This window comes from Niallia endozanthoxylica, from assembly GCF_008710145.1.
Classification (GTDB): domain Bacteria; phylum Bacillota; class Bacilli; order Bacillales; family Cytobacillaceae; genus Bacillus_BD; species Bacillus_BD endozanthoxylica.
On sequence record NZ_VYKL01000031.1, the window covers coordinates 52,761 to 77,946 of the forward strand.

At 38.0% G+C, this 25,186-nt stretch carries 22 protein-coding genes; 14 read left to right on the top strand and 8 right to left on the bottom strand.

The genetic code is table 11. The annotated features are described in order from the left end of the window. Nucleotides 1–207: 207 nt before the first annotated feature. The 6 genes from F4V44_RS19390 to F4V44_RS19415 all read right to left on the bottom strand — a co-directional run bounded on the left by F4V44_RS19390 (nt 208) and on the right by F4V44_RS19415 (nt 6,140). Complete coding sequence (locus tag F4V44_RS19390) at nt 208–1,704, bottom strand: aldehyde dehydrogenase family protein (protein WP_223881970.1); 1,497 nt, start codon at nt 1,702–1,704, stop codon at nt 208–210. Between the two features lie 71 nt (nt 1,705–1,775). Further along, complete coding sequence (locus F4V44_RS19395) at nt 1,776–2,750, bottom strand: PDR/VanB family oxidoreductase (protein WP_150441672.1); 975 nt, start codon at nt 2,748–2,750, stop codon at nt 1,776–1,778. Between the two features lie 58 nt (nt 2,751–2,808). Then, complete coding sequence (locus tag F4V44_RS19400) at nt 2,809–3,327, bottom strand: dimethylamine monooxygenase subunit DmmA family protein (RefSeq protein ID WP_150441673.1); 519 nt, start codon at nt 3,325–3,327, stop codon at nt 2,809–2,811. 19 nt (nt 3,328–3,346) lie between these two features. Beyond that, nucleotides 3,347–4,333 carry a heme-dependent oxidative N-demethylase family protein gene (locus F4V44_RS19405; protein WP_150441674.1) on the bottom strand — a complete coding sequence of 329 codons (987 nt, stop codon included), beginning with the start codon at nt 4,331–4,333 and terminating at the stop codon, nt 3,347–3,349. 146 nt (nt 4,334–4,479) lie between these two features. After that, the gene (locus F4V44_RS19410; RefSeq protein ID WP_150441675.1) at nt 4,480–5,910 is read right to left on the bottom strand and encodes a purine-cytosine permease family protein; all 1,431 of its coding nucleotides are present in this window, start codon (nt 5,908–5,910) and stop codon (nt 4,480–4,482) included. Between the two features lie 26 nt (nt 5,911–5,936). Continuing rightward, nucleotides 5,937–6,140, bottom strand: a complete 204-nt coding sequence (locus F4V44_RS19415) for a hypothetical protein (protein WP_150441676.1) — start codon at nt 6,138–6,140, stop codon at nt 5,937–5,939. 197 nt (nt 6,141–6,337) lie between these two features. Here F4V44_RS19415 and F4V44_RS19420 point away from each other — a divergent pair, with 197 nt between their 5' ends. The 5 genes from F4V44_RS19420 to F4V44_RS19440 all read left to right on the top strand — a co-directional run bounded on the left by F4V44_RS19420 (nt 6,338) and on the right by F4V44_RS19440 (nt 12,072). Further along, nucleotides 6,338–8,200, top strand: coding sequence for a sigma-54 interaction domain-containing protein (locus F4V44_RS19420; protein ID WP_150441677.1), 1,863 nt, complete (start codon nt 6,338–6,340; stop codon nt 8,198–8,200). Nucleotides 8,201–8,307: 107 nt separating this feature from the next. After that, nucleotides 8,308–8,877: a DJ-1 family glyoxalase III gene (locus F4V44_RS19425; RefSeq protein ID WP_150441678.1), complete on the top strand. Its 570-nt coding sequence runs from the start codon at nt 8,308–8,310 to the stop codon at nt 8,875–8,877. Between the two features lie 249 nt (nt 8,878–9,126). Then, nucleotides 9,127–10,158, top strand: coding sequence for a TRAP transporter substrate-binding protein (locus tag F4V44_RS19430; RefSeq protein WP_223881971.1), 1,032 nt, complete (start codon nt 9,127–9,129; stop codon nt 10,156–10,158). Nucleotides 10,159–10,268: 110 nt separating this feature from the next. Beyond that, a complete protein-coding gene (locus F4V44_RS19435; protein ID WP_150441679.1) occupies nt 10,269–10,778 on the top strand; it encodes a TRAP transporter small permease in 510 nt (169 codons plus the stop codon). A gap of 22 nt (nt 10,779–10,800) precedes the next feature. After that, nucleotides 10,801–12,072 (top strand): TRAP transporter large permease, encoded by a 1,272-nt coding sequence (locus F4V44_RS19440; RefSeq protein WP_150441680.1) that lies wholly within the window; start codon nt 10,801–10,803, stop codon nt 12,070–12,072. 90 nt (nt 12,073–12,162) lie between these two features. On the opposite strand, the gene F4V44_RS19445 is transcribed toward F4V44_RS19440, so the two are convergent. Next, complete coding sequence (locus tag F4V44_RS19445) at nt 12,163–13,746, bottom strand: glycoside hydrolase family 55 protein (protein WP_223881972.1); 1,584 nt, start codon at nt 13,744–13,746, stop codon at nt 12,163–12,165. A gap of 254 nt (nt 13,747–14,000) precedes the next feature. Here F4V44_RS19445 and F4V44_RS19450 point away from each other — a divergent pair, with 254 nt between their 5' ends. From F4V44_RS19450 to F4V44_RS19475, 6 genes are all read left to right on the top strand, one after another. Beyond that, nucleotides 14,001–14,510 (top strand): DinB family protein, encoded by a 510-nt coding sequence (locus F4V44_RS19450; protein ID WP_150441681.1) that lies wholly within the window; start codon nt 14,001–14,003, stop codon nt 14,508–14,510. Between the two features lie 351 nt (nt 14,511–14,861). Then, complete coding sequence (locus tag F4V44_RS19455) at nt 14,862–15,377, top strand: XylR N-terminal domain-containing protein (protein ID WP_150441682.1); 516 nt, start codon at nt 14,862–14,864, stop codon at nt 15,375–15,377. Continuing rightward, nucleotides 15,344–16,777: a helix-turn-helix domain-containing protein gene (locus F4V44_RS19460; RefSeq protein ID WP_150441683.1), complete on the top strand. Its 1,434-nt coding sequence runs from the start codon at nt 15,344–15,346 to the stop codon at nt 16,775–16,777. The genes F4V44_RS19455 and F4V44_RS19460 overlap by 34 nt, the downstream gene beginning before the upstream one ends. 75 nt (nt 16,778–16,852) lie before the next feature. Then, nucleotides 16,853–17,920: a TRAP transporter substrate-binding protein gene (locus F4V44_RS19465; protein WP_150441684.1), complete on the top strand. Its 1,068-nt coding sequence runs from the start codon at nt 16,853–16,855 to the stop codon at nt 17,918–17,920. 17 nt (nt 17,921–17,937) lie between these two features. Then, entirely contained in the window at nt 17,938–19,038 is a 1,101-nt protein-coding gene (locus F4V44_RS19470) for an NAD/NADP-dependent octopine/nopaline dehydrogenase family protein (RefSeq protein ID WP_150441685.1), read from the top strand. Beyond that, the gene (locus F4V44_RS19475) at nt 19,025–20,026 is read left to right on the top strand and encodes a 3-hydroxybutyryl-CoA dehydrogenase (RefSeq protein WP_150441686.1); all 1,002 of its coding nucleotides are present in this window, start codon (nt 19,025–19,027) and stop codon (nt 20,024–20,026) included. Before F4V44_RS19470 ends, F4V44_RS19475 begins: the two co-directional genes overlap by 14 nt. Before the next feature lie 55 nt (nt 20,027–20,081). Here the strand turns inward: F4V44_RS19475 and F4V44_RS19480 are convergent, their stop codons facing one another. Continuing rightward, nucleotides 20,082–20,768, bottom strand: a complete 687-nt coding sequence (locus tag F4V44_RS19480; protein ID WP_223881973.1) for a Dph6-related ATP pyrophosphatase — start codon at nt 20,766–20,768, stop codon at nt 20,082–20,084. A 141-nt stretch (nt 20,769–20,909) separates the two neighbouring features. Between F4V44_RS19480 and F4V44_RS19485 the strand changes: the two genes are divergently transcribed. From F4V44_RS19485 to F4V44_RS19495, 3 genes are read left to right on the top strand one after another with little or no spacing between them, the layout of a single operon-like run. Continuing rightward, complete coding sequence (locus F4V44_RS19485; RefSeq protein WP_150441688.1) at nt 20,910–21,371, top strand: PadR family transcriptional regulator; 462 nt, start codon at nt 20,910–20,912, stop codon at nt 21,369–21,371. Nucleotides 21,372–21,387: 16 nt separating this feature from the next. Beyond that, the gene (locus F4V44_RS19490) at nt 21,388–23,130 is read left to right on the top strand and encodes an ABC transporter ATP-binding protein (RefSeq protein WP_150441689.1); all 1,743 of its coding nucleotides are present in this window, start codon (nt 21,388–21,390) and stop codon (nt 23,128–23,130) included. After that, nucleotides 23,123–24,964, top strand: coding sequence for an ABC transporter ATP-binding protein (locus tag F4V44_RS19495; RefSeq protein ID WP_150441690.1), 1,842 nt, complete (start codon nt 23,123–23,125; stop codon nt 24,962–24,964). Before F4V44_RS19490 ends, F4V44_RS19495 begins: the two co-directional genes overlap by 8 nt. Nucleotides 24,965–25,186: the final 222 nt, after the last annotated feature.

Here is a 25,186-nt window from a genome sequence, read left to right on the forward strand (position 1 = left end):
CAATAGAAAACATGCAGGATACCTAAAATTTTGCTATAAAGTTCTGTTCCGAGGGGACAGGCACAAGAAATAATAAAAGCGGAACAGGGACGGAGGGCCCGATATGACGTTCTAAAGAAAAATCATGTAACAGATAAAAAACTCGTCACTTCTGACGAGTTTTTTATGTAATTTATTCCTTTATAGGGACAAAGTTTCTCTATTCACTTATTTATTGTCAGAAAACCATCCAGTAGGTGCTACTGCTAAGTTCATGTTAATTTGCTTTACTTCTTGGAATTCGTCTAATCCAAATGTTCCAAGGCTGGAACCGATGCCGCTTTGTTTATATCCGTGCCATGGTGCTTCGTTATAGGTAGGGCCATATGTGTTAATCCAAGTGATACCAGCACGTACTTCTTTAATCACACGCATCGCTTTTGCTCCGTCTGAAGTGAAGACACCGCCGGCAAGACCATAGATAGTGTCATTTGCTAGTTTAATGGCTTCTTCTTCATTTTTGAATTTTTGAATCACGGCAACAGGTCCGAAGATTTCTTCTTTTACGATGCTCATCTCCGGCATTACATTAGTGAAAACGGTTGGTTCAATAAAGAACCCTTTATCTAAACCATTTTCTGTCAAACGATTCCCGCCGCATGCCAATGTTGCGCCTTCCTTTTTACCAATTTCAATATAGTCTAGAATCGTATGAAGCTGGGCTTCACTGACAATGGCGCCCATTTCGGAGCCTTCTTCTAACCCAGGACCTACTTTAATATTTTTGGCGCGTCTGACGAACTCAGAAACGAATCGATCATAAATGCTTTCTTCCACAATAATCCGGCTTCCTGCAGAACATACTTGGCCAGAACCATAGAAGATACCAACTAATGCGTTATCAACAGCCGCTTCAAAATCAGCATCCGCAAAGATAATGTTTGGTGACTTTCCGCCTAGTTCAAGCGAGATTTTCTTCAAATTGCCTGCTGCACTGCGCATAATGCTTCTTCCTACTTCCGTGCTGCCGGTAAAAGAAACCATATCTACATCATGGCTGGCTGCAATGACGTCGCCAACGACGGAGCCTTTTCCTAACACCAAATTGACAACACCTTTAGGGATACCGACTTCTTCTATAATTTCAACTAATTTCGTCGCTGTTACAGGAGTCACTTCTGCCGGTTTATATACAATGGTATTTCCAGCTGCTAAGGCAGGAGCAAATTTCCAAACACTCATGAGGAATGGGAAATTCCACGGAACAATTAAGCCTGTAACGCCAACTGGTTCACGCACAACCATAGCTTGCATCGGATCCGCTACATGATAGGTTTGTCCATCTGGCGTTCTAATCAAACCTGCGTAATAGCGGAAGCAGGAGGCTGCATCAGATATATCAATATCAGCCTCAGCTCTGATTTTTCCATTATCTTTGACTTCAAGTTCTACGAGTACATCATGTTTTTCATCAATTTTATCAGCAATTTTCAAGAGAAAATCGGAGCGTTCCTGCGCGCTTAATTTAGACCAAATACCGCTTTCAAAGGCTTCTTTTGCCGCTTTAATCGCTTCTTCTGTTTCTTCAACAGTTGCTCTTGGAGCGATAGCAATTAATTCACCATTTGCCGGATTAATAACCTTATTGCAATCAGGATTATTTGAAAGTCTCCATTCACCATTAATATACATCTTTAATTCTAGTACTTGAGTAGTTGTTGTCATTTTCATTGCCTCCTAATATTTATAAATTTATAACATTGTACTAATCAAATAGGATAGAGTAGAAGAGCTTATTACAGGTCCAACACAAGCTCTTTTTCAGTTTCCTTTGCTCTAGAGCAGCATGTTAAAATAACTTTCTTCTCCTGTCTTTCGTCTTCTTTATAGAAGTGGTCGCGGTGATCAACCTGACCGTCAACGAGCTGTACTTCACAGCTTCCACATCCGCCAACCTTGCAAGAGTAAGGGGCTTCAACTCCAGCCTTTAATAGGGCATCTAGTAATGTTTCTTCTTCCGTTACTTCTACTTGTTTGCCGCTGTTCGCTAATGTCACTACAAAAGGGTTTTTCGGGCCTTCATCGTTAGCCGCAAATAATTCAAAATGAATCGAATGACTTGGATAACCGTAGCTTTCTGCTGCTTCTCTAAATTCTTTCACCATGGAAACGGGTCCGCAGAAATACACATGTGAACCAATCCGATGTTCAGCCATTGTTTCAGGTTTCATTCTAGCTGTATTTTCCATTCTTGAAAAATAAAAGTGACATTTACCAGGATATTTTGCCTTCAAAACATCATAAAAAGCACATTCTTCTTTCGTTTTTGCCGCGTAATGTAATTCAAAGGATTTTCCTTCGGCAGTCAAATCCTCCATCATGGTTATAAAAGGGGTAATGCCAATACCTGCTGCATAAAACACATGATGTTTAGCGGCTTTGAAGGCAAGCGGGAAATGATTTTTCGGCCAACTGATTTCTACATAATCTCCAACTCTAATCTGATCATGCCAATAAACAGATCCACCCCTTGAATGGTCATCCTTACGAACGGCAATTGCATATTGACTGCGGTCGCTCGGGTGGCTGACAAGTGAGTAATTTCTTTCGATTATCTCTTCGCCATTTTTCACAAAGGTGGCAATATGTGAACCGCCGGTAAAAGCAGGCAGTAATTCCCGGTCAACCGCATATAAATGGAAGCGTTTAACAAAATTTGTTTCCTGAATGATTTTTCCAACATAGACTTGAATATTTCCGAATCCACTCATCCTTATCACTCCAATCCAATCGTTTTGTCTGTTTGATAAAATAAATCTCACACAGCTGTTAATTTGGTGTTACAAATGCAGGATTATATGGATAGCCAATATATCCTTTTCTTTCCCTTGAGAAGAAAGGGCCAATTTCTAAGCTGATTTGACAATGATGACAAATGGTATCTGTTTCTTCTGCTTCCACTTCTTGGAGGTGAAAGCATTTGATACAATACACATTCCGTTTCTTTCCACCAGAAATAAGCGTTTGAATTTCGTCCTCTGAAAAACCAGCCTCAATGGCTGCTGTGAAAATGGTTACGGCATCATCCCAATGGGCTGAAATATAAAGCTGGGTTCCCATTTTTTGACGGTCAACGATTTCACTCACGTACTCTAACTGTGCAGGATTGTGGATTTCTATGAGTTCATATTCCTTTTGGCCATTTATTTCTTTAATAAATGGCTGGATTTTTGCTGTTTCATTCGGTGCAGCAGAAATAATTAAATATTTTCTTCTATCCTGTCGTACTGTGAATGCTCCAACAATGCTAACAGATTGATCAAATAATACGGGGCTGTTGTAGACCACTTTACATGCCTCCCAATTCTTATTTTGTTTGTAAATTTAATTGCTCCACTTGGTTTTTTAAATATTCTACGGTTGGTTCAATGAATGGAGTAAACCCTTTGTAATCTGCCATTGGTTTCGGAATATCAGAAAGAATAGAATACGTTTGTTTTAACCATTCTGGTCTTTGCTTTAAATCTTTCATGGCAAGGAATTGAGTGTTTAAAACGAATAGAACGGCATTGCTTCTAGGCATACGATAGAAAAATTGTTCTTCTACACGAAGTCTCACAAGTTCACCGGCATTTTCAGAGTTCACTAGATAGCGGGTTGGACCCCAGGTATCAAAGGTTTCATAGTTAACATCCCAACGGTTCGCCATCAAGTTCCAGTTAATTCTTGTCCAAGGTTCACCTGGCAGCACATTACGAATTAAGAAATCGCGAACTCTTTGTGCCAACGGGACACCTGTACGTGACACAAACGGAACAGGTCCGTGAATTTCATCAAAGGACATTCCTTTATTCCAATGCGGGGAGAACAGAGCAGCATAGGATTCCTGGGCCACTTCAAGATAAAGGTTGTCATCTCTATTAACCATTAAGACAAAGTCTGTAGTGAAATGACGGCCGATTAAATCTAAGGGCTCAAGCTCGATGCTTGGTGCATTACCAAAAATGAAGGATTCGGTTTCATTTAGGATGTTATTATGAAACGTCCAATGATTTCCGTTCTTTTCTAATTGGAAGTGCTCAGGGTATTTATCAACCGCCAAATTCATCAGCATTTCGGCAACTTCCCATTGCATTTCCATTGTATGAGGATAGGATTGAAACCTTACTTCAGGCTGTTCACGAAGTAATTCTCGTTTTCTTTTGATTTGCTTTTTATATTCAGGTGTAATGACAACACAATTCTGGTGATTCTTATCCAATTTTCTTAAGTCATTTGAATAACGATAGTTGTTTCCTTCTTTAATTGTGTGAAAAGGGTATGGGAACAGTTCTAGATTAGTAGATTCAAACATGAAAACTCCTCCTTTATTTAAAAAACATTTCTTTACTAGTATTTAAGCAATAAGTATGCCAATTTTAAATACGGTATTTTTTAAGCTTTAAATATATTTTATATTCTGAATATTTCATTTATAAAATTTTTATTCACAATTGAAATCTATACCAAATCCACTTGTTCTTGTATCGGCTCAGTTGCTTTTTTACTTGCTTCTTTATCTACGCTGTAAGCAAAGATATATCTGGCTGAAATATAGTAAGTAATAAGAGAAGCAAAATAGGCAGGAATACCAGCCGAGATATATTCGAATAGACCGCTTGCTTTATCTAATAGAGGGTTATACAGCCCCCAATAAACGACTGTTCCAATGATGATACTCGTGATGGCAGATGGATTGATGCCATGCCAATACTTATACTTTCCATTTGTATTATAAAGATCATATAAGGAAATCTTTTGTTTTTTGACAAAGAAAAAATCTGCAATTACAATACCGCCGGCAATGGACATAATATAAGCAATGACAGTGATAAAAGAGTTAAAGGCATTGTAGAAGGTGGAACTTAATAATAGAAATACAGAAGGGATGGTAGTTAACATCGCGACCAGCCAAGAACTCTTTGGAAACACTGTTTTTAAGCTAATGACTTGTGAATACATTAAAAATATCGCTGCCGTTAAATTGCCAAGTGTCAGCAGGATTAATCCGATTAACCCAAACCATGTACCAGCAATGGCTATCATCCATTCGGTCGGGTTTTGTGTCCCGACAACTAATGTGGTCAATGCACCTAGGACAACCGCTATATTAACAAGAATTCCATAGCTGAAAAACGTTGCTTTATAGGCGGCTTTTTCACTTTTGACCAAGCGGGAATACTGGCCTAAATAGGGCAGCCAGGAAAAACCTAATCCTACATTTAGTTCAAGCGCAGTCATAAAGGAGCGTGAAAAGTCTTCATAGGGTTCAGCAGGGGTTAAGGCCAAAATTTTCTCTAAACCTTGTCCAGTTACAATTAAAATGAGTAAACCAACTAATAAAATCGCAATGGCTGGCACTCCAATCCAATTGAACTTACGAATAGCTAGTGGTCCTTTAAAGGTAACTGCAAAAGCAATTATAAATAAGAGAATCGCAAAAAGGGGAACACCAGTTGAAGCTGAGGTAAGAAAAGCCGGCAAACTAGTAAAACTTAATAACTTTACAATTGCCTCACCTGCCATATAAAGAGCAACGGCAGTATAGCCAATCGTTAAGATGGCAAAAACAAAATAAAAGATTTTTGCGCCTAAATAACCGAAAGAGCTTCTAAATCCAATAAAGGTATCAATGCCATATCGGGCAAAATAGATGGTAATTGGTACAATTAATAGAATAGGAAATGCTTCACCAAAAAGAATCGCCCCTAAACCTTCTCCGGCATCTACCATCAAACCGGTATAAGCACCCGTTAGGATACATATACAAGATATTCCTATTCCTACTTGGATTAAAATCAAATCCCACATACCAAAGACACGATCCTTCTTTGCTGCCGGAAGAAAGCCAAAGGCTACATCCTTTGAAATCGAAGAATTTTCTTTACCCATATTCTGCCTCCTATACTATAATAAAACTAGGTTAGTAAAACATAAGCCAAAAACGCAGCAATAACTCCCACAATCACAATTGAGCCTCTTGCATCCGAAAATTTCATTTTCTCAACAACGGAATCCGTTTCTTGATAGTCCTTAATTCTGTTATGAAGATCTGTATACATTTCTTTAATGAATGGATCATTTGATTCCATGTTCTTTTGAATAGGATCTTTAGAATCCAATGGGACATCCTCCTTTCTATACCTTTGTTACATAACAGTATTGTAGCAATTCTTATGCCAAACAAAATTTCTCGAAAAAGTTACAAAAACTGTATTTTTTCCTCTTTTTGATTTCATATTTGAAATTTTTATTCAATTATGAAATAATTTACTAAAAACTCTGAATTTTCAAATTTAACATAAGGGGTGCAGCCAAGATGGGCTCTGTTATTGTATCTAATGAACAAATTCTTCACGCGCTTCAATCTAGTATTCTGTCTATCTATGACGAAATGATTGTGACAGATGCAAAAGGAATCATTCTACATAGAAGCGGGGAACTGAACAATTTTTGGTCATCAAACACTCCCACAATAGTAGGAAAAACGTTAATGGAACTAGAGGAAATATCATTCTTTGGTGAAACCCTGTTGCCCTTGTTAAAGAGGGAGGTCCATTCTCTTCAATTAAAGACTTGGGATGGAAGTACGATTCTTATTACCATGTTTCCATCACATGGGAATAGTGAAGAACTATGCGTTTGGGGACTAAAGGGCATCTCCGAAACCATCACGGATTCAGTTGAGTTACTAGAAGATAGGGAACCAACAACACTTTCTTCCATGGTCGTCCATAGTCAAAAAATGAAAGAGGTCCTAAATACCATTGAAATGGTGTCAAAGGTTTCCACAACTGTTCTATTATTAGGAGAATCCGGTGTAGGAAAGGAAATGCTTGCGAAAACCCTCCATCAATTGAGTAATAGAAGGTTAAAACCATTCATTGCCGTTAACTGCGGTGCCATACCGGACAATTTATTAGAAAGTGAATTATTCGGATATGTCGGAGGAGCCTTTAGCGGTGCCAACAAAAATGGTGCTCCGGGAAAATTCGAATTAGCAAATGGAGGGATTATTTTTCTTGATGAAATTGGTGAAATGCCTTTGAACCTGCAGGTGAAATTACTTCGAATCCTACAAGAAAAAGAAGTGACTCCTTTAGGCAGTTCAAAATCAATTAGGATAGATGTCCAAATTATTGCTGCAACGAATCGATCATTAGAAAAAATGGTCAAAGAGGGCCGGTTTAGAGAAGACTTATATTATCGCTTGAATGTCGTACCGATTGATATTCCTTCCTTACGAGAGAGAATTGAAGATATTCCTGTCTTACTTTATCATTTTGTTGCGAAATATAATGCGTTATATAATCGAAATATCCACATCACACCTGATGCCATCGATTTATTTTGCATGTATGATTGGCCGGGAAATGTTCGACAATTAGAGAATACTGTTGAACGAATTGTTGTGACGAGCAGGGACATGGACGTGGACGCAAGTATTGTATACAGCTATATTCCTTGGAAGAAGGATGAATTTAAGGAACCTCCGCTGATTGAATACATTATGCCTCTGCAGGAAGCTATTGATATGGTGGAGGAGCAGTTAATTAAACTTGCTGTGGATAAATATAAATCATCCAAACTTGCAGCAAAAGTCCTTGAAATTAGTCAGCCAACATTGAGCAGAAAATATAAAAAAATCCGTGAGAAAATGGAACGAGAATCACTATCCTATCCAAATAAAAGAAACATACTTGAACAACATTTAGATAAACAATTACGATCGATGGCGATTGTGACTTCGACTGTTATTCTACCAGAAGAAATCTCAGAATTAATGAAACCTAATGTTTCACCGTCCAACCCAATCTTTAAAAGGGTTCAGAAAAAGTTAACGAATTTACGGGAACAAGAGGGAATCATTGAGTGGGTCTACATTTTTAAAATGGTGGATAGTCATGTGGCCCAGACGATTGTGGCCAGTGAAGATTTTGTGATTCCAACGGGTGTTTTATATGAAGGGCCGCCTGAAACGATGGAAGTGGCCTTTGCCGCATTAAATGGAAAAGCCGGAGTCACTCCTTTATACCAAGATATCTATGGTGAATGGAAAACAAGCTTTGCTCCATTAATGGATTCTAATGGAAAAGTAGTGGCCATCATTGCTTTTGACCATAAAAAGTCATATATTGAAACAGAGTTAAAGAAGATTGAGAACATGTTAAAAAAACATTAAGTTGCGGTTATGCACAGGCAACATCCCGAAGTCCCTTTTATATAAAAGATTAAACTTGTCGGAATTTTCATTATGAGATTATAATAGGGAAGAGGAGGATGATATTAATGAAAAAAGCGATTTTATTTTTAGCAAATGGATATGAAGAAATCGAAGCGTTAGCAGTCGTTGATTATTTACGTCGTGCTGAAATACAGGTTGATATGGTTTCAATTACAGGAACGTTAGAAACGGTCAGCGCTCATGGAGTACATATTAAAGCAGATAAATTAGTAGAAGATGTGAATGCGGCAGAGTATGATGCTGTCATCACTCCAGGTGGGCTTCCTGGCTCCAAGCTGCTTGCAGAAAATGAACAAGTAGTATCCTATTTACAATCCTTTTATGAAGCGGACAAACTAGTTGCCTCTATTTGTGCCTCACCGCTTGCTTTAGAAGCTGCAGGATTAGCTGCAAAAATTAAAGGGACTTGTTATCCTGGCTTTGAATCACAAATTAATTTTAAAGAATTCTCTGAAGAAATCGTCGTTAAGGATGGAAATGTGATTACTTCCCGTGGTCCGGCAACCTCTCCATATTTTGCCCTAGCAATCATTGAAGCACTTGTTGGAAAAGAAAAGGCTGATCAAATCCGTAATGGTACATTGATTCCAATGGTCGAAGGCTCAGTAAAATAATAACGATTGATAAGAAACATGCAGGCGGCTGAAACTTTCTCAGCCGCTTGTTTTTTGTCATATTAGTATTCTTTGGAAAATACACATAAAAAACTATTTTTGAAAAAGTATAAAGATTTATGAAAATAATAATTTTTTAATGCAAAATTATACAATTTAGTTTATAATAACAGTAACTTCATCGCTGATACGCTTTTAAGCGTTAAAGTATAATATTATAATATAATAGTTGAAAAGGGGTAATCAATTTTGAAGGGGATTAAATTATTATTCATGATTGCCGCTGTTGTCAGTTTGTTAGCACTGACAGCTTGTGGAGGCGGAGCAAAGGACTCAGGAAAGAATCAAGCGAATAGCGGGAAAGATGGAGACGTTATTACGATTAAAGTAGGACATATTTCTCCAGATGGACAAGCCTATGCCATTGGATTTAACGAATATGCGAAAGCAGTGGAAGAAGCTACTAATGGGAAAGTAAAATTCGAAATTTTCGGTAATGGTGCTCTAGGCGGCGAACGCGAAATGCTTGAAGGGGTTCAACTGGGTACATTGGATATGAGTGTCATTACAACAGGCGTTGTGACCAACTTTGTTCCTGAGGTGTCAGTCATTGAGTTCCCATTCTTATTTAGAGATTTAGACCATACGTACAAAACGTTAGATGGTGAAGTGGGTCAAGAATTATTAGACAAAATGTCAGATGTCAATCTGAAAGGGATTGCTTTCTGGGAAAATGGTCAACGCCACTTAGCTAATAGCAAGAAGCCGATCAAATCAGTGGAAGATTTAAAGGGTCTAAAAATGAGAACCATTGAAAGTGAACTTTTACTAGATACGTATAGTGCACTTGGTACAAATGCAACACCAATGGCATTCCCAGAAGTATACAGCGGTCTGCAGCAGGGCGTGATTGATGGTTCAGATTTCTCAACGGGTGTTTACTATACAACAAATGTATATGAACAATCTAAACATTTCTCTGAAGTAGGACTTTATTATGCTTCCGCTACTTTAGTAATGAATCAAGAGCTTTTTGCGTCGTTACCTGAAGAGATTCAAAAAGTCATCGTCGATCTTGGTAAAGAGTATGCACAGAAAGAACGTCAAATCAATCAAGATTTAATGGAAGATTACAAAAAGAATTTAGTGGAAAAGGGAGTAGAAATTATTCCTGAAGAAGATATTGATATGGAGTCATTCCGCAAGGCTGTTCAACCGGTCTATGAAAAACATGCAGAACGTTACGGAGATTATGTTGAAAGAATACAAGCTGTCAAATAATCAATTGTAAAAAACATTAAAAGACTTTGAGGGGAGGATGATTCCTCAAAGTCTTTTTTTCGTAATTCACTAGATTGGTTTGAAAATTTATTCTGAAAAGGGAGATGACAATGAAAGTAATTCGTTGGCTCGATGAGAATATTGAAAAAGTAATATTAGTATTTTTCTCTATCATCATGGTAGCAGTTATTTTTTTACAAGTGGTGATGAGACAATTTGGCGGTTCCCTATCCTGGTCAGAGGAATTGGCACGTTATTGCTTTATCTGGATGATTTATATTGGAATCAGTTTAGGTGTAAAAGAGCAAAAACATGTAAGGATTGATGCCATTTTATTTTTGCTAAAGGAAAAAGGAAAAATGATTTTACTATTTATTGCCAATCTTTTCTTTATGGCATTTGCGATATTTGTCATTATTTACGGTTATGAAGTAGCCCATCAATTATTACAATTTGGCCAAAAATCGCCTGCTAATCAAATTCCTATGGGTTTCATTTATATGGCAACACCTGTTGGAATGGGGCTGACTCTGATTCGATTAATTCAGAATCAAGTGAAGTTAGTTCAGTCCTTTCTAGGTAAAGGAAAAAACAATAACGGAAAAGAGATTTATTTTTAAATGAGGATAGGGGGTTTTGGTGATGACAGCTACGGCCGTCTTATTTGGCAGCTTTGCCATTCTGTTACTGCTCAGTGTACCAATAGGTATCGCTATAGGGTTGGCAACACTGGTCACGATTTTTTATTCCGGCAGTATGCCGCTTGAATTTTTAGCTAAAGAATTAGTCACATCTGTTGATTCATTTCCATTAATGGCGGTTCCTTTCTTTATTCTTGCTGGGGAAATTATGGGAAAGGGCGGTATTTCGCAAAGATTATTTGGAGTTGCCGGTGCACTGGTAGGAAATAAAACAGGGGGCTTTGCGATTGCTACCATTATTACATGCATGTTCTTTGCTGCGATTTCTGGTTCCGGCCCTGCTACTGTTGCGGCAATTGGAGGGGTGATGATACCTGCTATGGTTCAGCAGGGCTATGATAGACGGTTTGCAACAGCAACTGTAGCAGCCGCAGGTTCCATTGGTATTATTATTCCTCCAAGTATTCCAATGGTCATGTTCGGTGTAACAGCAAGTGTTTCTATTGGGGACTTATTTATTTCCGGTATTATTCCAGGCATTTTGGTTGGTGTAGCCATGATGATCTGGGCTTGGTACTATTCGAAGAAAATGGGATATAAGGGATTAGATGAGAAAACATCGCTTAAAAATATTGGAAAAGCTATTTGGGATGCGAAATGGGCTTTATTAATTCCTATTATCATTTTGGGTGGAATTTATGGCGGGATTTTTACCCCAACGGAAGCTGCTGTTATTGCTGTGGTATACGGACTCTTTGTCGCAGTCGTGATTTATCGTGAGCTGCCATTAAAAGAGTTACCGAAAGTGATTTATGACTCAGCTCTTACAACGTCTACTGTTTTAATCATTGTAGGAGCAGCCAATGCGTTTGGACGTTTATTAACGCTTGAACAGATTCCAAATAAGATTGCGAATGGGTTAATCAATATTTCCGATAATCCAATCGTTATCATCCTCCTTATTACGGCATTATTATTAGTGGTGGGAATGTTCATGGACCCGTTGGCAGCCATTATTATTTTAACACCTATATTATTGCCAATAGTCGTTCAAGTGGGATATGATCCCGTGCATTTTGGCGTCTTAATGATTATTAACTTGGCAATCGGATATTTTACGCCGCCTGTAGGAGTCAACTTGTTTGTTGGATCTAGTATATCGGGTGTATCAATGGGGCCGCTGTCAAAAGCCGTTCTCCCGTATATTGGCACCATGCTCATCGTTCTATTACTTGTAACCTTTCTTCCGCAAATTGTCTTGTTATTTGTATAGTGCAGGTTTCAATTGAATAGAGCTAGTGTTGTGGAAAAACAGAAAAGCAGTTCAAAGTGACTGCTTTTTGTTTTTTATGTAAATGAGTATTTAATACATAATGGATTCAGTATTCCTGTCCCTTTGGCCGTGTTCAATCTTCATTTCCTTTACATCTGAACCTGTTTCAATTACTTTTGAGAAAGAATCATCTGTCATCATGTTTTGAATCTTGATGAATTCTGCTCGATTTTCTCCTCCAAATACCTTTATCGCTGGTCCTGCATTGTTGTAATTTTTGATAGATAAGTCATTTAACATAATATTTCTTGCCCGGTATTGAATAGCAACAACTGGGTTGTTTTTAAAGTCATATTCACCATCTCCAATAGCCCAAAAATGATTAATAACGACATTTTGATAGCCTGAAATAACTAAACTGCGGGGAGCAGAGTCCTTATATAACTCTGTATAAACAGGTGCAACGGAAACTAAACAGCAAGCCGAGATGTTATAAGCTGATTTCGACTGCGTATCCGTGCTTTTATGATGGCCAATATGTCGAAAATTATAGGAACGGTTATCGTTTACAGAAATATGTCCAACCATTTGAACATTGGAAGCAGCTGAAGAGTTTTCATGAGCTTTAATTTCTACACCGCCAAAACATCCTGCTGTAGAGTTATGGACAAGTAGGATATTTCTTGAACCATCATCGATTTCAATTCCGTTTGAATTTGAATAACCCTTTTGATGGGAACGGCCGCTTGGGTTATACATATGAGAACGAGAAATAAAGATATAGTCGCTATGATGAGTAGTAATCCCATCATCTCCAAACCCATAACCTGTTAACTGATCCATCCACACATATTTACTGCCGCCGCTGGCACGGTACCCATCTCCAGCATAATTATAAAGAGTTGATGAGATATCAAAACAATGAAGACCTGGATTAATTCCTTCCACTTCATGTACCCATCCATAGGTCACATTTGCATAAGTCAAACAGCTCGAATGATTTCCCCAAGTACTTGTTTTTGTCGTGTCACCGAGGCGTTCAATATTCCAATCTAAAGTTAGACCCTTCACAAAAAGGTGATGATTCCCCTTCCAATGGTTCGCATTGGTTACCAATCTCGTCCCTTTAGGGGTATCAGGATGTAATTTAATGGTTGTCACACCTTTTCCTGCGCCGATTAAAAAAGTCCATGATGGAAGCCGAATCCCTTTCGTAATAAAAATTCCTTCAGGTACAATGACCTTTACTCTTCCATTTCCAAGCGCTTTATGAAAAGCAGCTGTACAATCTGTTCTTCCATCACCAACAGCACCGAAATCTAAAATATTTACCTCACGTGTTATCTGATTTAATAATTCATTGTATTCTTGGTCTAGCTTATCCTTCCAATCGGGAACAATCTGTTCTTCTTTATCCACAATCGTTTTGCTAGGAGCTAAAAGAGTAGAAGGTTTGGCAAAGATACGAAAAAACCATCTAGTCAATTTCTCTAAGAAAGAGAAGGGCTGATTAGGGGGATGCGCTTCTAACATAGACGTATTGTTTTGACACACCTGAGTGAACAGCTCCTCTGTCTCTTGAACTAACTTTTGTAACGGCATTCGATTTTGTGTCCATTCTGCTATCAGCGCGGCATTATTTCGTGGATCATGGGTTTGATTAAACTTAAACACTCAATTTCACTCCCAATACAAATCATTATATACATTATAACCTGTGTTCTGTTTCATATAAAAACAGTGCTGCAGCTCTATCGTAACTTACTTTGAAATGTCATTTTACAGTTTTCTCTTGAAGGAATTATTAATTGAAAGGAATTATTCATCTCCTGTAGAAGTATAAATAAAATGGTCCATTATTAAATAGAAAACAGGCAAAAGCACGATAAAAATACAGCGATTTCTACTATATAATAAGGGGGATTTTCATGAATCATGCAGTCCATCAGCGTATGGTTGAAACCCGAAACAATTTAATCAAAAATATTAAATTATTAAGTTATGATGCATTTAATTACAAATCGGAACCTCATCAGTGGAGTATCGCACAAATTTGTCATCACTTAGTACTAGTAGAAAAGGCAACAGTAAAAGCAATCACATGGGGATTAAGTCAGAGCAGTGAATTAAATACAGAAAGGAAAAACGTACAGCTTATTTTGGATCGGACGAAAAAACTTCAAGCGCCAGAAATCGTGGAACCTGATACAGCACCCTTTGACGTAAAGAGAATAATAGAGTTGCTAAATGAATCAAGAAATGAATTAATCACTAGAATTCGTTTAATAGATGACCCTTCTATCCTCAAAACAAAATCAGTCTATCATCCAGCCTTTGGAGACTTATCATTAGACCAATGGATTGAAGCTGTCTACCTTCATGAAGAGCGGCATATGGAGCAAATAAGAGTAAATTTGAGTCTTTTAGATTTATGCTGATGGGAATATGGAAGGAGCAGATGGCATCGGGAAGCGTACGGTTTATCGTTGCGCTTCTTTTTTTAGTTTTTATAGATTTATAATTTCGTAAATCAAATAATATTATTATCTGATTTTTAAGTTATAATTACTAAAATATTATTTCAATTATCCCTGTCTATAATAGACATTTTATGAGAATTTGTAAAAATGCCAGCCGAATGAGATGGTAAAAATAATAAACTTAACCCTAATCGGCTATTGTCTAAGGTATTCGAATAAAATATAATCTAAATATAAAGAAAATTTAAAATATTTAAAAATGAAATATATTTTCTTTAAGCTTTGATTTCTATTAAACAGGGTGATTCAATGACCAGACATACAATGGAATTAGGATTAAAAGCTAGTGAATTAACAATTGAACACTTTAATACGGTATACAATAAACCGAATAGGGGTCTTAAAGACCTTCGTATGACTCTAAATAGTATGGATGCATGGGGATTACTCCGTAAAGACTTAATAACTGCGCTTGGTGTTGAAAGAGCCAAACGGTTTTTATTAAGATATGGATATCATTGCGGAGTACATGAGGCTCGTATTTATAAAGAGGCTTTTCTTTGGAAAAATGATTTGGAATGGCTGATTGCAGGGACAAAGGCACATGATTTGTTTGGACGTGTGTTTTCTTATCCGGAAAGTTTTCAAGTAGACATAGAAAAAGGACAGTTTAATGTATCTGGATATTGGATCGATTCTTTTGAAGCCAAGCAGCATTTACAAAACTTCCCGCAGCATCATGAAGCTATCTGTTATTACCTAGTTGGATATGCTAGCGGGTATAATTCAGAATGTCTTGGGAAAAAGGAAATTTTAAAGAAGTAAAATGCAGGGGAAAGGGGGATGACCATTGCAGCTATACCGGTAAAACAGTAGAAGAATGGGGGAAGGATTTAAAGGAAGAAGAACTGATGGTTTTTGAAGATGAAGACATGTCCGATGAACTCGACAAAATGTATCAAAAAATCGAACAACAAAAAGCCATGCTGGAATTAAATTCTTCCATTAGCAGGCAATTAACGCAATCCATGCTCCATGGAGAGGGATTTGCTGCCTTCGCGGAAATCATCGGAAAAAATCTTCATACTCAAGTGATTATTAGTAATCGTTATTTTGAAGTATTGGCAAGTTACGGTGATGTCATTGGAATGGAGAATTGGTTGCGGGAAATCAATACTTCTGCTGAACAAATTGAAACCAATCCAGAGGCTACAGTGATTGAAACGAATCTTCGCAGTAAAATCTTTAAGCTGCTCACGGTTCCGGTCATGGTGAAAAAGCAAGTATATGGCTTTATTACGATTACATTAAGTTCACATACGGATAAGTTTTATAAGGATGTACTTGAACGTATAGCGACCATAACCGCCTTACATATGCAAAATGAGCGAGTGGCCATTGAAACGGAACAGCGTCTAAAAGGAGAAATGCTTGAACATTTGCTTAATAATAAAGATGCTGATTTAGACGAGATTTATAACCGATTTTCATATCTTGGTTACAATTTAATACAACCACATTATATTTTTCATATCGAAATCCAAAGTAACCAAAAGGAAGAACATTCGACTTATCTTCATTCAGAGTATTTGGAGGTGAGAAATAAACTAAAAAATATCTTATATCAAGGTACAAGTAATAAGATGGATATACCTATTTTGCCAAAGTTAAATACAATTCAACTGATTATTTCGAAGGAGGTGATAGAAAAGAAAAAAATCACTATTAAGCAGTACGGGGAGCAGTTATTACAGCATATTGATGATCAACATTATCAGGTTTATATTGGAATCAGTGATATAACCACAGAATTAAACGACTTTTATAAAAAGGCGGTAGAGGCTAAAAAAACAGTAGAATTTGCAAAAATTCGACATGCGCAATCCAGTGTTATTTTTGCCGATCAATTAGGATATTCCACTTTATTGTTAAATATCAGAGAACCGGAAGAGTTAGAATTATTTGCTAATAAAAAATTAAAACCAATCATCGAATATGATAAAAGAAAAGATGCTGAATTATTGATGTCCTTATTTTATTATTCACAGCATGAATTTAATTTACATAAGACGGCAAGAGAAATGTCCATATCGATTAGCGGAATGAAATATCGAATCAAAAAAATCGAAGAGATGCTGGGAATGGATTTATCTAATTCAAATAATCGATTTGAAATTCAATTATCTCTGCAAATACTTTTAGTTCTTGGGAAAATAAAAGGTTAATAGAACCCTAGGTAACAAGCATTAGAAAGGAACGCTAGTAATCAGGATGATAATCATAGCTAAGGAGAGGAACGCATGGAGAAAAGAAGAAATAATAAAAAAACGGGTAAAAAACTAGCTTATGCCTTGTTAAGTGTTCTCTTAATAGGAATCTTAAGTGCCTGTGGCGGCGGAAGTAAATCTACCTCAGGCGGAGGGGACGGCGAAACCATTACGTTAACCTATGCTTTCTTTGCCCCTGATAACACCTTCCCGGCTGTTCAAATGAAAAAATGGTCGGAAGAATTAGAAAAAAGAACCAATGGTAAAATCAAAGTAGATATGTTTTTTGGCGGAACCTTACTAGATGCAACTAATATGTTTGACGGAGTCTCCTCTGGAACAGCAGATATTGGTTTAACTTCTACTACGTATGAACCAGGACGTTTTCCATTGCTGGAAATTTCAGATTTACCATCCGGTTATCCTAATTCGGAAGTAGCAAGCCAGGTGGTTGCTGATTTAATCCAAGAATATCCTCCAGAAGCACTGAAAGATTTTAAAATCATTACAGCTTTTGCCACTGAACCGGCCTATATTCAAAGTGTAAAAAAAATCTCCAATTTAAAGGAATTATCCGGTACACAATTCCGAATTTCAGGTGCATTAACTCCGGTTATGGAAGCATTAGGGGCAGCTCCAGTTGGAATGTCACAGGCTGAGGTACCAGAAGCATTGCAGACAGGTATCATTGAAGGAAATGTTTCGTCACGTGAAGTATTGAAGGACTTAAAATTAGCAGAATATTTGAAATATGTTACAGATTATCCGTTAACGATTAACACATTTGTAGCTGTCATGAATAAAAACAAGTGGGATAGCCTTCCTGAGGATGTACAGAAGGTCATTGCTGAATTAAACAAAGAAATGACTGTTTTTACAGGTCAATATCTAGATAAGCATACAGAGGAATCGCTTAAATGGAGTGCTGATACAGAAGGCTTGGAAATCATTCCAGTAACAGAGGAAGAAAAGAAAAAATGGGATGAACTCGTTAAGCCGGTCCAGGATAAAGCTGTGAAAGATGCAGATCAAAAAGGATTACCTGGAACTGAATATCGTGAAAGACTAAATGAATTAGTTGAACAATATACTAATAATTAATCTAGGAGGTAGGAATAATGGAAATTGCAGTTCTTGGCGGAGGAAATGGAGCATATGCAGCAGCAGTCGATTTGACGGAAAAGGGTCATCAGGTACGTTTGTGGAGGAGAAATAAAGAAGCTTTTAATAAAGTATTGGAGAAACAAGCTATTATTGTAAAAGATTTCCAGGGAACACGTACGGTTTCATTATATAAAGCAACTACAGATTTGAAAGAAGCGGTACATGGAGTCAAGCTGATTGTGATTCCTTTGCCGGCAGTAACTCAAGTTTCGCTAGCCAAACAGCTGGCAGAGGTTCTGGAAGATGGACAAGTCATTTATTTACCGCCTGGAACATTCGGCAGTTATCTTATGTCCAAGGAGCTTCGTGACGCAGGATGTAAAGCCAATGTCATATTTGCGGAAACAGGAACACTTCCGTATCTATCCAGAAAGCATGATGAAGAGACCATATCCATTTCAGGGCGCGGGACTAGGCTGCCAACAGGGGTTTTTCCTAGTAATCAATCAGACTATGCATTCCGGATTTTAAAAGAAGCCTATCCAGCGATTGAAGAAATTCAAGATGCCCTTGACGGTGCATTGATGAACGCGGGTCCGATTATTCACCCTCCTTTAATTTTAATGAATGCTGGACCAATTGAGCATTTTGATCGATGGGATATTCATAATGAAGGTACCCAGCCTGCGATAAGAAATGTTCACCGGGCTCTTGATGCCGAACGAATAGCTATTCGGGAAGCATTGGGCTATACCGCTCCCCATTTTCCTCTTGAGGATCATTATAACCAAGATGGAGAAGAATGGATGTATGGAAATGGAGCACATGAGAAACTCGTGGATGGACATGACTGGCATGAGCCGTTAAATCTATATACCCACCGCTATATGAGAGAAGATGTGGCCTTAGGGCTTGCGTTCCTTGTATCACTTGGCGAATGGCTGAAGATTCCAGTCCCAGTTGCATCAGGACTTTTGTCCATTGCTTCTAGTGTAATTGGCGAAGATTTGCGTAAAACAGGAAGAACGATGGAAAGCATGGGGCTTGGTGATAAAACATTAGAAGAAGTGAAAGCCATTCTTGAAAAAGGCGTGATTCAGTATGAAACCAACTAACGCACAGATTGCTGTAGTAGGAGCAGGAAGGATGGGGAGAGGAATCTCCCTTGCCTTTGCTTATCAAGGATACCGCGTCATTTTGATTGATATGAAAGATCGAAACAGAGAAGCATTTCTTCAGTTAAAAGAAGATGCACTCGCTGAAATAAAAAACCAACTTGATATATTAGTAATGACGGATGTGGTATCCCAATCGTCAGTTGACAATATATTAGGTTCAATTGACTTCTGTTCGATTCAAGACGGAATCCATAAGTTACAACAGACAGATGTATTATTTGAAGCCGTTCCGGAAATTTTAGATGTGAAAAAATCTATTTTTGAATTGATTGGTGCGCATTTGCCCGAAAATACGATCATTGCTTCAACCACATCTTCTTTTTCTGCCAATGATTTGGCTCAATATATAGAAGGAAAAGAACGATATATGAATACTCATTGGTTGAATCCTGCTTACCTCATCCCGCTTGTTGAAGTAAGTCCGGCAAATGAAACAAGTCCAGAAGTTCTGCAAAAGATGAAGACATTGCTTGAAGGGATTGGAAAAGTACCCGTTACTTGTGCGCCGTCACCAGGTTTTATTGTACCAAGAATCCAAGCACTGGCTATGAATGAAGCCGCACGTCTGGTGGAAGAGGGAGTCGCAACAGCTGAAGATATAGATAAGGCATCTACAATCGGCTTTGGTCTCCGCTTTGCTATCCTTGGATTATTGGAATTCATTGACTGGGGTGGCGCGGAAACATTATACCATGCTAGTCATTATTTAAAAGATTCCTTCGAAGAAGACCGTTTTGGCCCTCCGCAAATTATAGAAGAAAAAATGAAAAAGGGTGAAACGGGGATGAGAGCGGGTAAAGGCTTTTATGATTTTGACGGAAAAAATATGGATGAATATCAGGTAGAAACCCTCCGTAAATTTATTGATTTACTGAAGCATCTGGGATTGTTAACCAGTCCTGAAAAGAAACACAGCCTACTATAATCTTATATAATTTTAATAGAGGGACAAATTTGTCCCTCTTCCTCGTTTTCGCTGTTTAATTTAGTTCTAAAGGTAAAAACGCATATTCTCCGTCCTTCATAATCTCACATTTCCGAATGGGTATTGGCTGTTTAAAAATAGGTCCGTCTATCACTGTTGTATGGAACTCTCCGCCTTCACCGCACGGGTCTACTCCGCGCACTTCAAGTTCTTTTATGTATTCATGCGTTAACGTGCGCCCTAAATCCTCTACTCTCATACCTAATGATAAATTTACAGTTACAATGATTGTGACAAAACCTAGATTGATGAACTCTTTGACAGCTTCTCTATGATCCATCCCCCATAAAGGCATCCCTAGCTTTAAACCAACATTTTTCGTGACCTTTTCATTCCAACTGCCATGTTCAGGCATATCTAGGTCACCAGTAACCAGTGCTTCTGCTCCTTGACTTTTCGCCTTTTCTAATAGAGTAATAAATACTCTTTCATATTCTGACCAACTAGCAGGTGCAGTATATACGGGTAATCCAATAGATTTTGCTTGGGCATGTATAAGTTCAGGAGGCATTCCATGGGATCTCGATTTCTGTCCTTCCTCCTCCATCATGACAATCAAACCAATGGCCTCACCCACCTTCATTGCTTTATATAAAGCCAGAACACTATCTTTTCCGCCGCTAAATGAAGCAATAAATGTATGTCCCAGAGCACCATTCTTCCAATCCCTTCCTACTTTCACATCCATCATCTCCCTTAAATTGAATGTCATTTCTATGATTATAATCTATTGGCTTACTGCTTACCCCAACAAATTAAAATTATTGCTGCAAATTGATATATCGATTAAAATTAAACGATATATTAGACTAGGAGGTATCGAATGAAAAAAAGGAGAGGGTTTGTTCAGTTAGCCATTCTGCACTTGCTTCAAGAGGAATCGATGCATGGTTATCAAATAATGAAAAAGTTAGAGAAACGGTCAGAGGGATTATATAATGCAAGTGCAGGTACCATTTATCCGGCTCTTCAGGAACTGCTTGATAAAGGGATGATTATTTTACAAGAAGATTTAGATAAGAAGGTCTATCATCTCAATGAAAATGGAGAGAAGCGTTTACAAGAATTTGCTGAAAAAGAAGAAAAAGATTTCTGGCTCGAATGGAAAGAGAGACAGTTTTGGAGGAATTCCAAAGAAGCTGATCAAATCAAACAAGCAATTAAACAATGGGATTTTGAGCTGAAAAGGACCATTAGGCTTATTCGTTCGGAACCGGAAAGAACGGATCAATTAATTACATTCATTGAGGAAACAACTAAACGTTTAAAGAAAGATTTCAGCTAGATAAGGAGAAAACTTCATGCACTCCATGAAAAAATTACTACACTATTTAAAGCCATATAAATGGTTCGCTATTCTTGGGCCTATCCTCATGTGCATGGAAGTGATGATGGATTTACTTCAGCCAACACTCATGCAAAAAATCATCGATGAGGGAATCACTAATCATGATAATGCCTATGTAATCAAATTGGGACTTCTAATGCTTTTAAGCGCCATTGTCGGATTAGTTGGCGGAGCAGGGAGCTCTGTTTATGCTGCAAAAGCAGCTGTTCATTTTTCAACGGATATCCGCAGGAATCTATTTAAAAAAATTGAACGTTTTTCCAACCAAAACAGTGATTCTTTTGGCACAGGTAAATTAATTACGATTGTGACCAATGATATTGCGTCTATTCAATCATCCTTAATCATGACATTACGTGTCTTTGTTCGCGGGCCGCTCTTATTTATTGGATCTGTAATTATTGTTTGGACAACTGCACGTGAGCTGTTTCCTATACTGCTTGTAGCTATACCCGTTTTAATGCTACTAATCTATTATTTTTCCAAAAAAACTGGGGAACTCTTTTCCTACGTGCAAAAAGCAATGGATCAGGTCAATACAAAATTGCAGGAAACGTTAGCGGGAATACGGGTAGTCAAAGCGTTTGACCGCCAAGGGCATGAAAAGAAACAATTTCAACACTTCAATTATCTATTAACACAACGGAATATGTCTGCTGAACAGGTCATTCTGACGCTCATGCCGCTTATGATGTTCGTTGTGAATATCGGGATTGTGGCAGGTATTTGGTTTGGAGCCATTAAAGTAAATGAAGGCACTATGCAAGTCGGTGTCATTCTGGCCTTTATTAATTATTTAAACATTATGATGAATGGTCTAATGAGCAGCAGCAATGTTCTTATGCAAATTACCCGATCCTTTCCTTCAGCAGACCGGATTGTACAAGTTCTAGAGACTGAAATTGATATTACAGAGACGAATCATCCCGTATCACCGCAAAAAGTCTTCGGCAATGTTGTATTCCGTGATGTGGATTTCAGCTACAGTAAAAATGGAGAACATGTTTTAAAGAATATTTCCTTTACTGCTAAACCTGGAGAGACAATCGGGATTATAGGACCGACGGGAAGCGGAAAGTCAACGTTAGTTAAGCTGATTCCACGCTTGTATGATCCGGATTCAGGAGAGGTTTTCATAGACGGGATTAATTTAAAAAACTATTCCATTCAAAATCTGCGTTCAGTCATTGGCTTTGTCCCGCAAAAAGTCACATTATTTTCAGGCAGTATCGAGGAAAATTTACGGTATGGGAAAGACGATGCGACCGGAGACGATATGGAGATTGCCTCACAATCAGCCGCTGCGATTGAGTTTATTGACAAACTAGAGGAAAGATTCTCTCACACTCTTACCCAGGGAGCTACAAATTTGTCCGGTGGCCAAAAACAACGTTTGTCAATGGCGCGTGCATTTATACGAGAACCAGGTATCCTCATTCTTGATGACTCCACTTCAGCTATTGATGCGATTTCGGAATCAGCGGTACAGCATGCCTTAAAACAATCGTATCCTAACACAACTGTGTTCATCATATCATCTAAAATTTCATCTATTATCGATGCTGACAAAATTCTTGTCATGGAGGATGGAAGAATTGATGCGATTGGAACACATGAAGAATTATTAAGAAAAAGTGAACTGTATCGTGATATCTATCAAACACAGAAAGGAAGGGAGGTGATTTCCTATGAGTAAACAGGCTGCTCCAAATATTATTGGCCGAGTCCGAGGTCCTAGAGGCATGAGCGGGCCTGCAGAAAAAGCTAAAGACCGGAAAGGAACATTACTTAGAATTTGGCGTTACATGGAAAATCAAAAGGGTGCACTCATCGCTTCGGTTATCTTTGTCATCATTTCAACCTTGTTAGGACTTGCGGGACCCTATTTAATCGGTATCATCATTGACCATTATATTATTCCAAAGGATATAGGTGGGACGTTGCGATTTCTAACGTTGCTTGCCATCGTTTATACGGCTACTGCACTGTTTACATGGCTTCAGTCATTTACAATGGTAAAGGTCTCACTTTATACGATTCGCCAGCTTCGCCAAGAAGTATATGATAAATTTCATACACTTTCTTTAAGGTTTTTTGATAAGCATTCCCACGGGGACCTGATGAGCCGGGTAACAAACGATATCGACAGTTTAAATAGCGCTCTGAGTCAAAGTGTCATTCAAATTCTTTCAACCATTTTAATGGCATCAGGTGTTACGATTGCGATGTTTTCACTCAACTGGATACTGGCACTTACTGCTCTATTCACGATTCCTGTGATGATTTTTACAACAAAAAAAATAATAAAATATAGCAGCAGTTATTTTATTAAAAGACAGCGAGATCTTGGCCAGCTAAACGGGTTTGTTGAAGAGTCAATTTCAGGGAACGAAGTTGTCACCCTTTTTGGTAAAGAAGAAAAAATGAACCAGAAATTCTCAGAGATTAATGAGAAATTGCGATATTCTGCAATGAATGCTGATATGGTTTCTGGATTTGTCGGTCCAACGAATAACTTTATCAACAACTTAGGCTTAGGTTTGCTCATCGGAATAGGTGCAGTTATGGCGGTAGAGGGAATGACTACTGTTGGAGTGATTGCTGCATTTGTGACGTACTCACGTCAGTTTTTCCGCCCTATTAATCAGCTTTCAAGTTTGTTCAATATGTTTCAATCGGCGATTGCGGGAGCTGAGCGGGTATTTGAAGTAATGGATGAAACCCCGGATATCGTGGATAAAAACAATGCCATCTCTATCCATTCTTTAAAGGGTGATGTTGATTTTTCGCATGTTGACTTTAGTTATAATAATGGAAAACTAATCTTGAAAAACATTGATTTTCAAGTAAAGGCAGGAGAGAAGGTTGCTTTAGTTGGACCAACCGGTTCTGGAAAAACCACCATTATTAATCTGTTAATGAGGTTTTATGATGTAACCTCTGGTGAAATCATAATCGATGGCCGGAATATGACCGATTATAAAATAAGTGATTTACGGAAAAAAATCGGCATCGTGCTTCAGGATACTTTTTTATTTTCCGGGACCGTTATGGAAAATATTCGCTACGGACGCCTCGAAGCGACTGATGAAGAAGTGATAGAGGCAGCAAAAATGGCTTCTGCCCATCACTTTATTAAGCATTTGCCAAATGGATACCAAACGTCTATTACCTCCGGAGGTTCGAATTTAAGTCAGGGACAACGACAGCTGCTCGCTATTGCAAGGGCTATTCTTGCTGATACAGACCTTCTCATTCTTGATGAAGCCACCTCCAGTATTGATACTAGAACGGAAATGGAAATTCAGCGAGGACTCAATCATTTAATGGAGGGCCGAACAAGCTTTGTGATTGCCCATCGACTGAAAACGATAGAAAATGCTGACCAGATTCTTGTTATTCAGAATGGGGAAATCATTGAAAAAGGTACCCATCAAGAGCTGCTTAAGAATAAAGGATTTTACTACAGTATGTATGAGAGCCAGTTTAATCTTAGAGAAAGGCAAAGGAATCATTGTTTTCTTGATTAGTAAAAACTTATCTACTTAGTCTATGGGTTTGAATTAATCACATCTCTTGAGAGGAAGTCTAGTTTAATTAAGAAATGTAAAACCACCCACAAATGTTGTTAAAACAATATTTGTGGGTGGTTTTTATTTTGGCAGACAAAATGTGTGTTCAAACATTCGAAAAATGTCGCATAATCAGTATTTTTAGCATACTTTATATAAACTAAGAGGAAAGGTAGAGGG

Coding starts and splice junctions, on each gene's coding strand:
- F4V44_RS19470 (WP_150441685.1), top strand. CDS start 17,938: ATGGAAATTGCAGTTCTTGGCGGAGGAAATGGAGCATATGCAGCAGCA.
- F4V44_RS19455 (WP_150441682.1), top strand. CDS start 14,862: ATGACCAGACATACAATGGAATTAGGATTAAAAGCTAGTGAATTAACA.
- F4V44_RS19475 (WP_150441686.1), top strand. CDS start 19,025: ATGAAACCAACTAACGCACAGATTGCTGTAGTAGGAGCAGGAAGGATG.
- F4V44_RS19495 (WP_150441690.1), top strand. CDS start 23,123: ATGAGTAAACAGGCTGCTCCAAATATTATTGGCCGAGTCCGAGGTCCT.
- F4V44_RS19410 (WP_150441675.1), bottom strand. CDS start 5,910: ATGGGTAAAGAAAATTCTTCGATTTCAAAGGATGTAGCCTTTGGCTTT.
- F4V44_RS19460 (WP_150441683.1), top strand. CDS start 15,344: ATGTCTTGGGAAAAAGGAAATTTTAAAGAAGTAAAATGCAGGGGAAAG.
- F4V44_RS19420 (WP_150441677.1), top strand. CDS start 6,338: ATGGGCTCTGTTATTGTATCTAATGAACAAATTCTTCACGCGCTTCAA.
- F4V44_RS19465 (WP_150441684.1), top strand. CDS start 16,853: ATGGAGAAAAGAAGAAATAATAAAAAAACGGGTAAAAAACTAGCTTAT.
- F4V44_RS19485 (WP_150441688.1), top strand. CDS start 20,910: ATGAAAAAAAGGAGAGGGTTTGTTCAGTTAGCCATTCTGCACTTGCTT.
- F4V44_RS19450 (WP_150441681.1), top strand. CDS start 14,001: ATGAATCATGCAGTCCATCAGCGTATGGTTGAAACCCGAAACAATTTA.
- F4V44_RS19405 (WP_150441674.1), bottom strand. CDS start 4,333: ATGTTTGAATCTACTAATCTAGAACTGTTCCCATACCCTTTTCACACA.
- F4V44_RS19425 (WP_150441678.1), top strand. CDS start 8,308: ATGAAAAAAGCGATTTTATTTTTAGCAAATGGATATGAAGAAATCGAA.
- F4V44_RS19440 (WP_150441680.1), top strand. CDS start 10,801: ATGACAGCTACGGCCGTCTTATTTGGCAGCTTTGCCATTCTGTTACTG.
- F4V44_RS19435 (WP_150441679.1), top strand. CDS start 10,269: ATGAAAGTAATTCGTTGGCTCGATGAGAATATTGAAAAAGTAATATTA.
- F4V44_RS19490 (WP_150441689.1), top strand. CDS start 21,388: ATGCACTCCATGAAAAAATTACTACACTATTTAAAGCCATATAAATGG.
- F4V44_RS19390 (WP_223881970.1), bottom strand. CDS start 1,704: ATGACAACAACTACTCAAGTACTAGAATTAAAGATGTATATTAATGGT.
- F4V44_RS19395 (WP_150441672.1), bottom strand. CDS start 2,750: ATGAGTGGATTCGGAAATATTCAAGTCTATGTTGGAAAAATCATTCAG.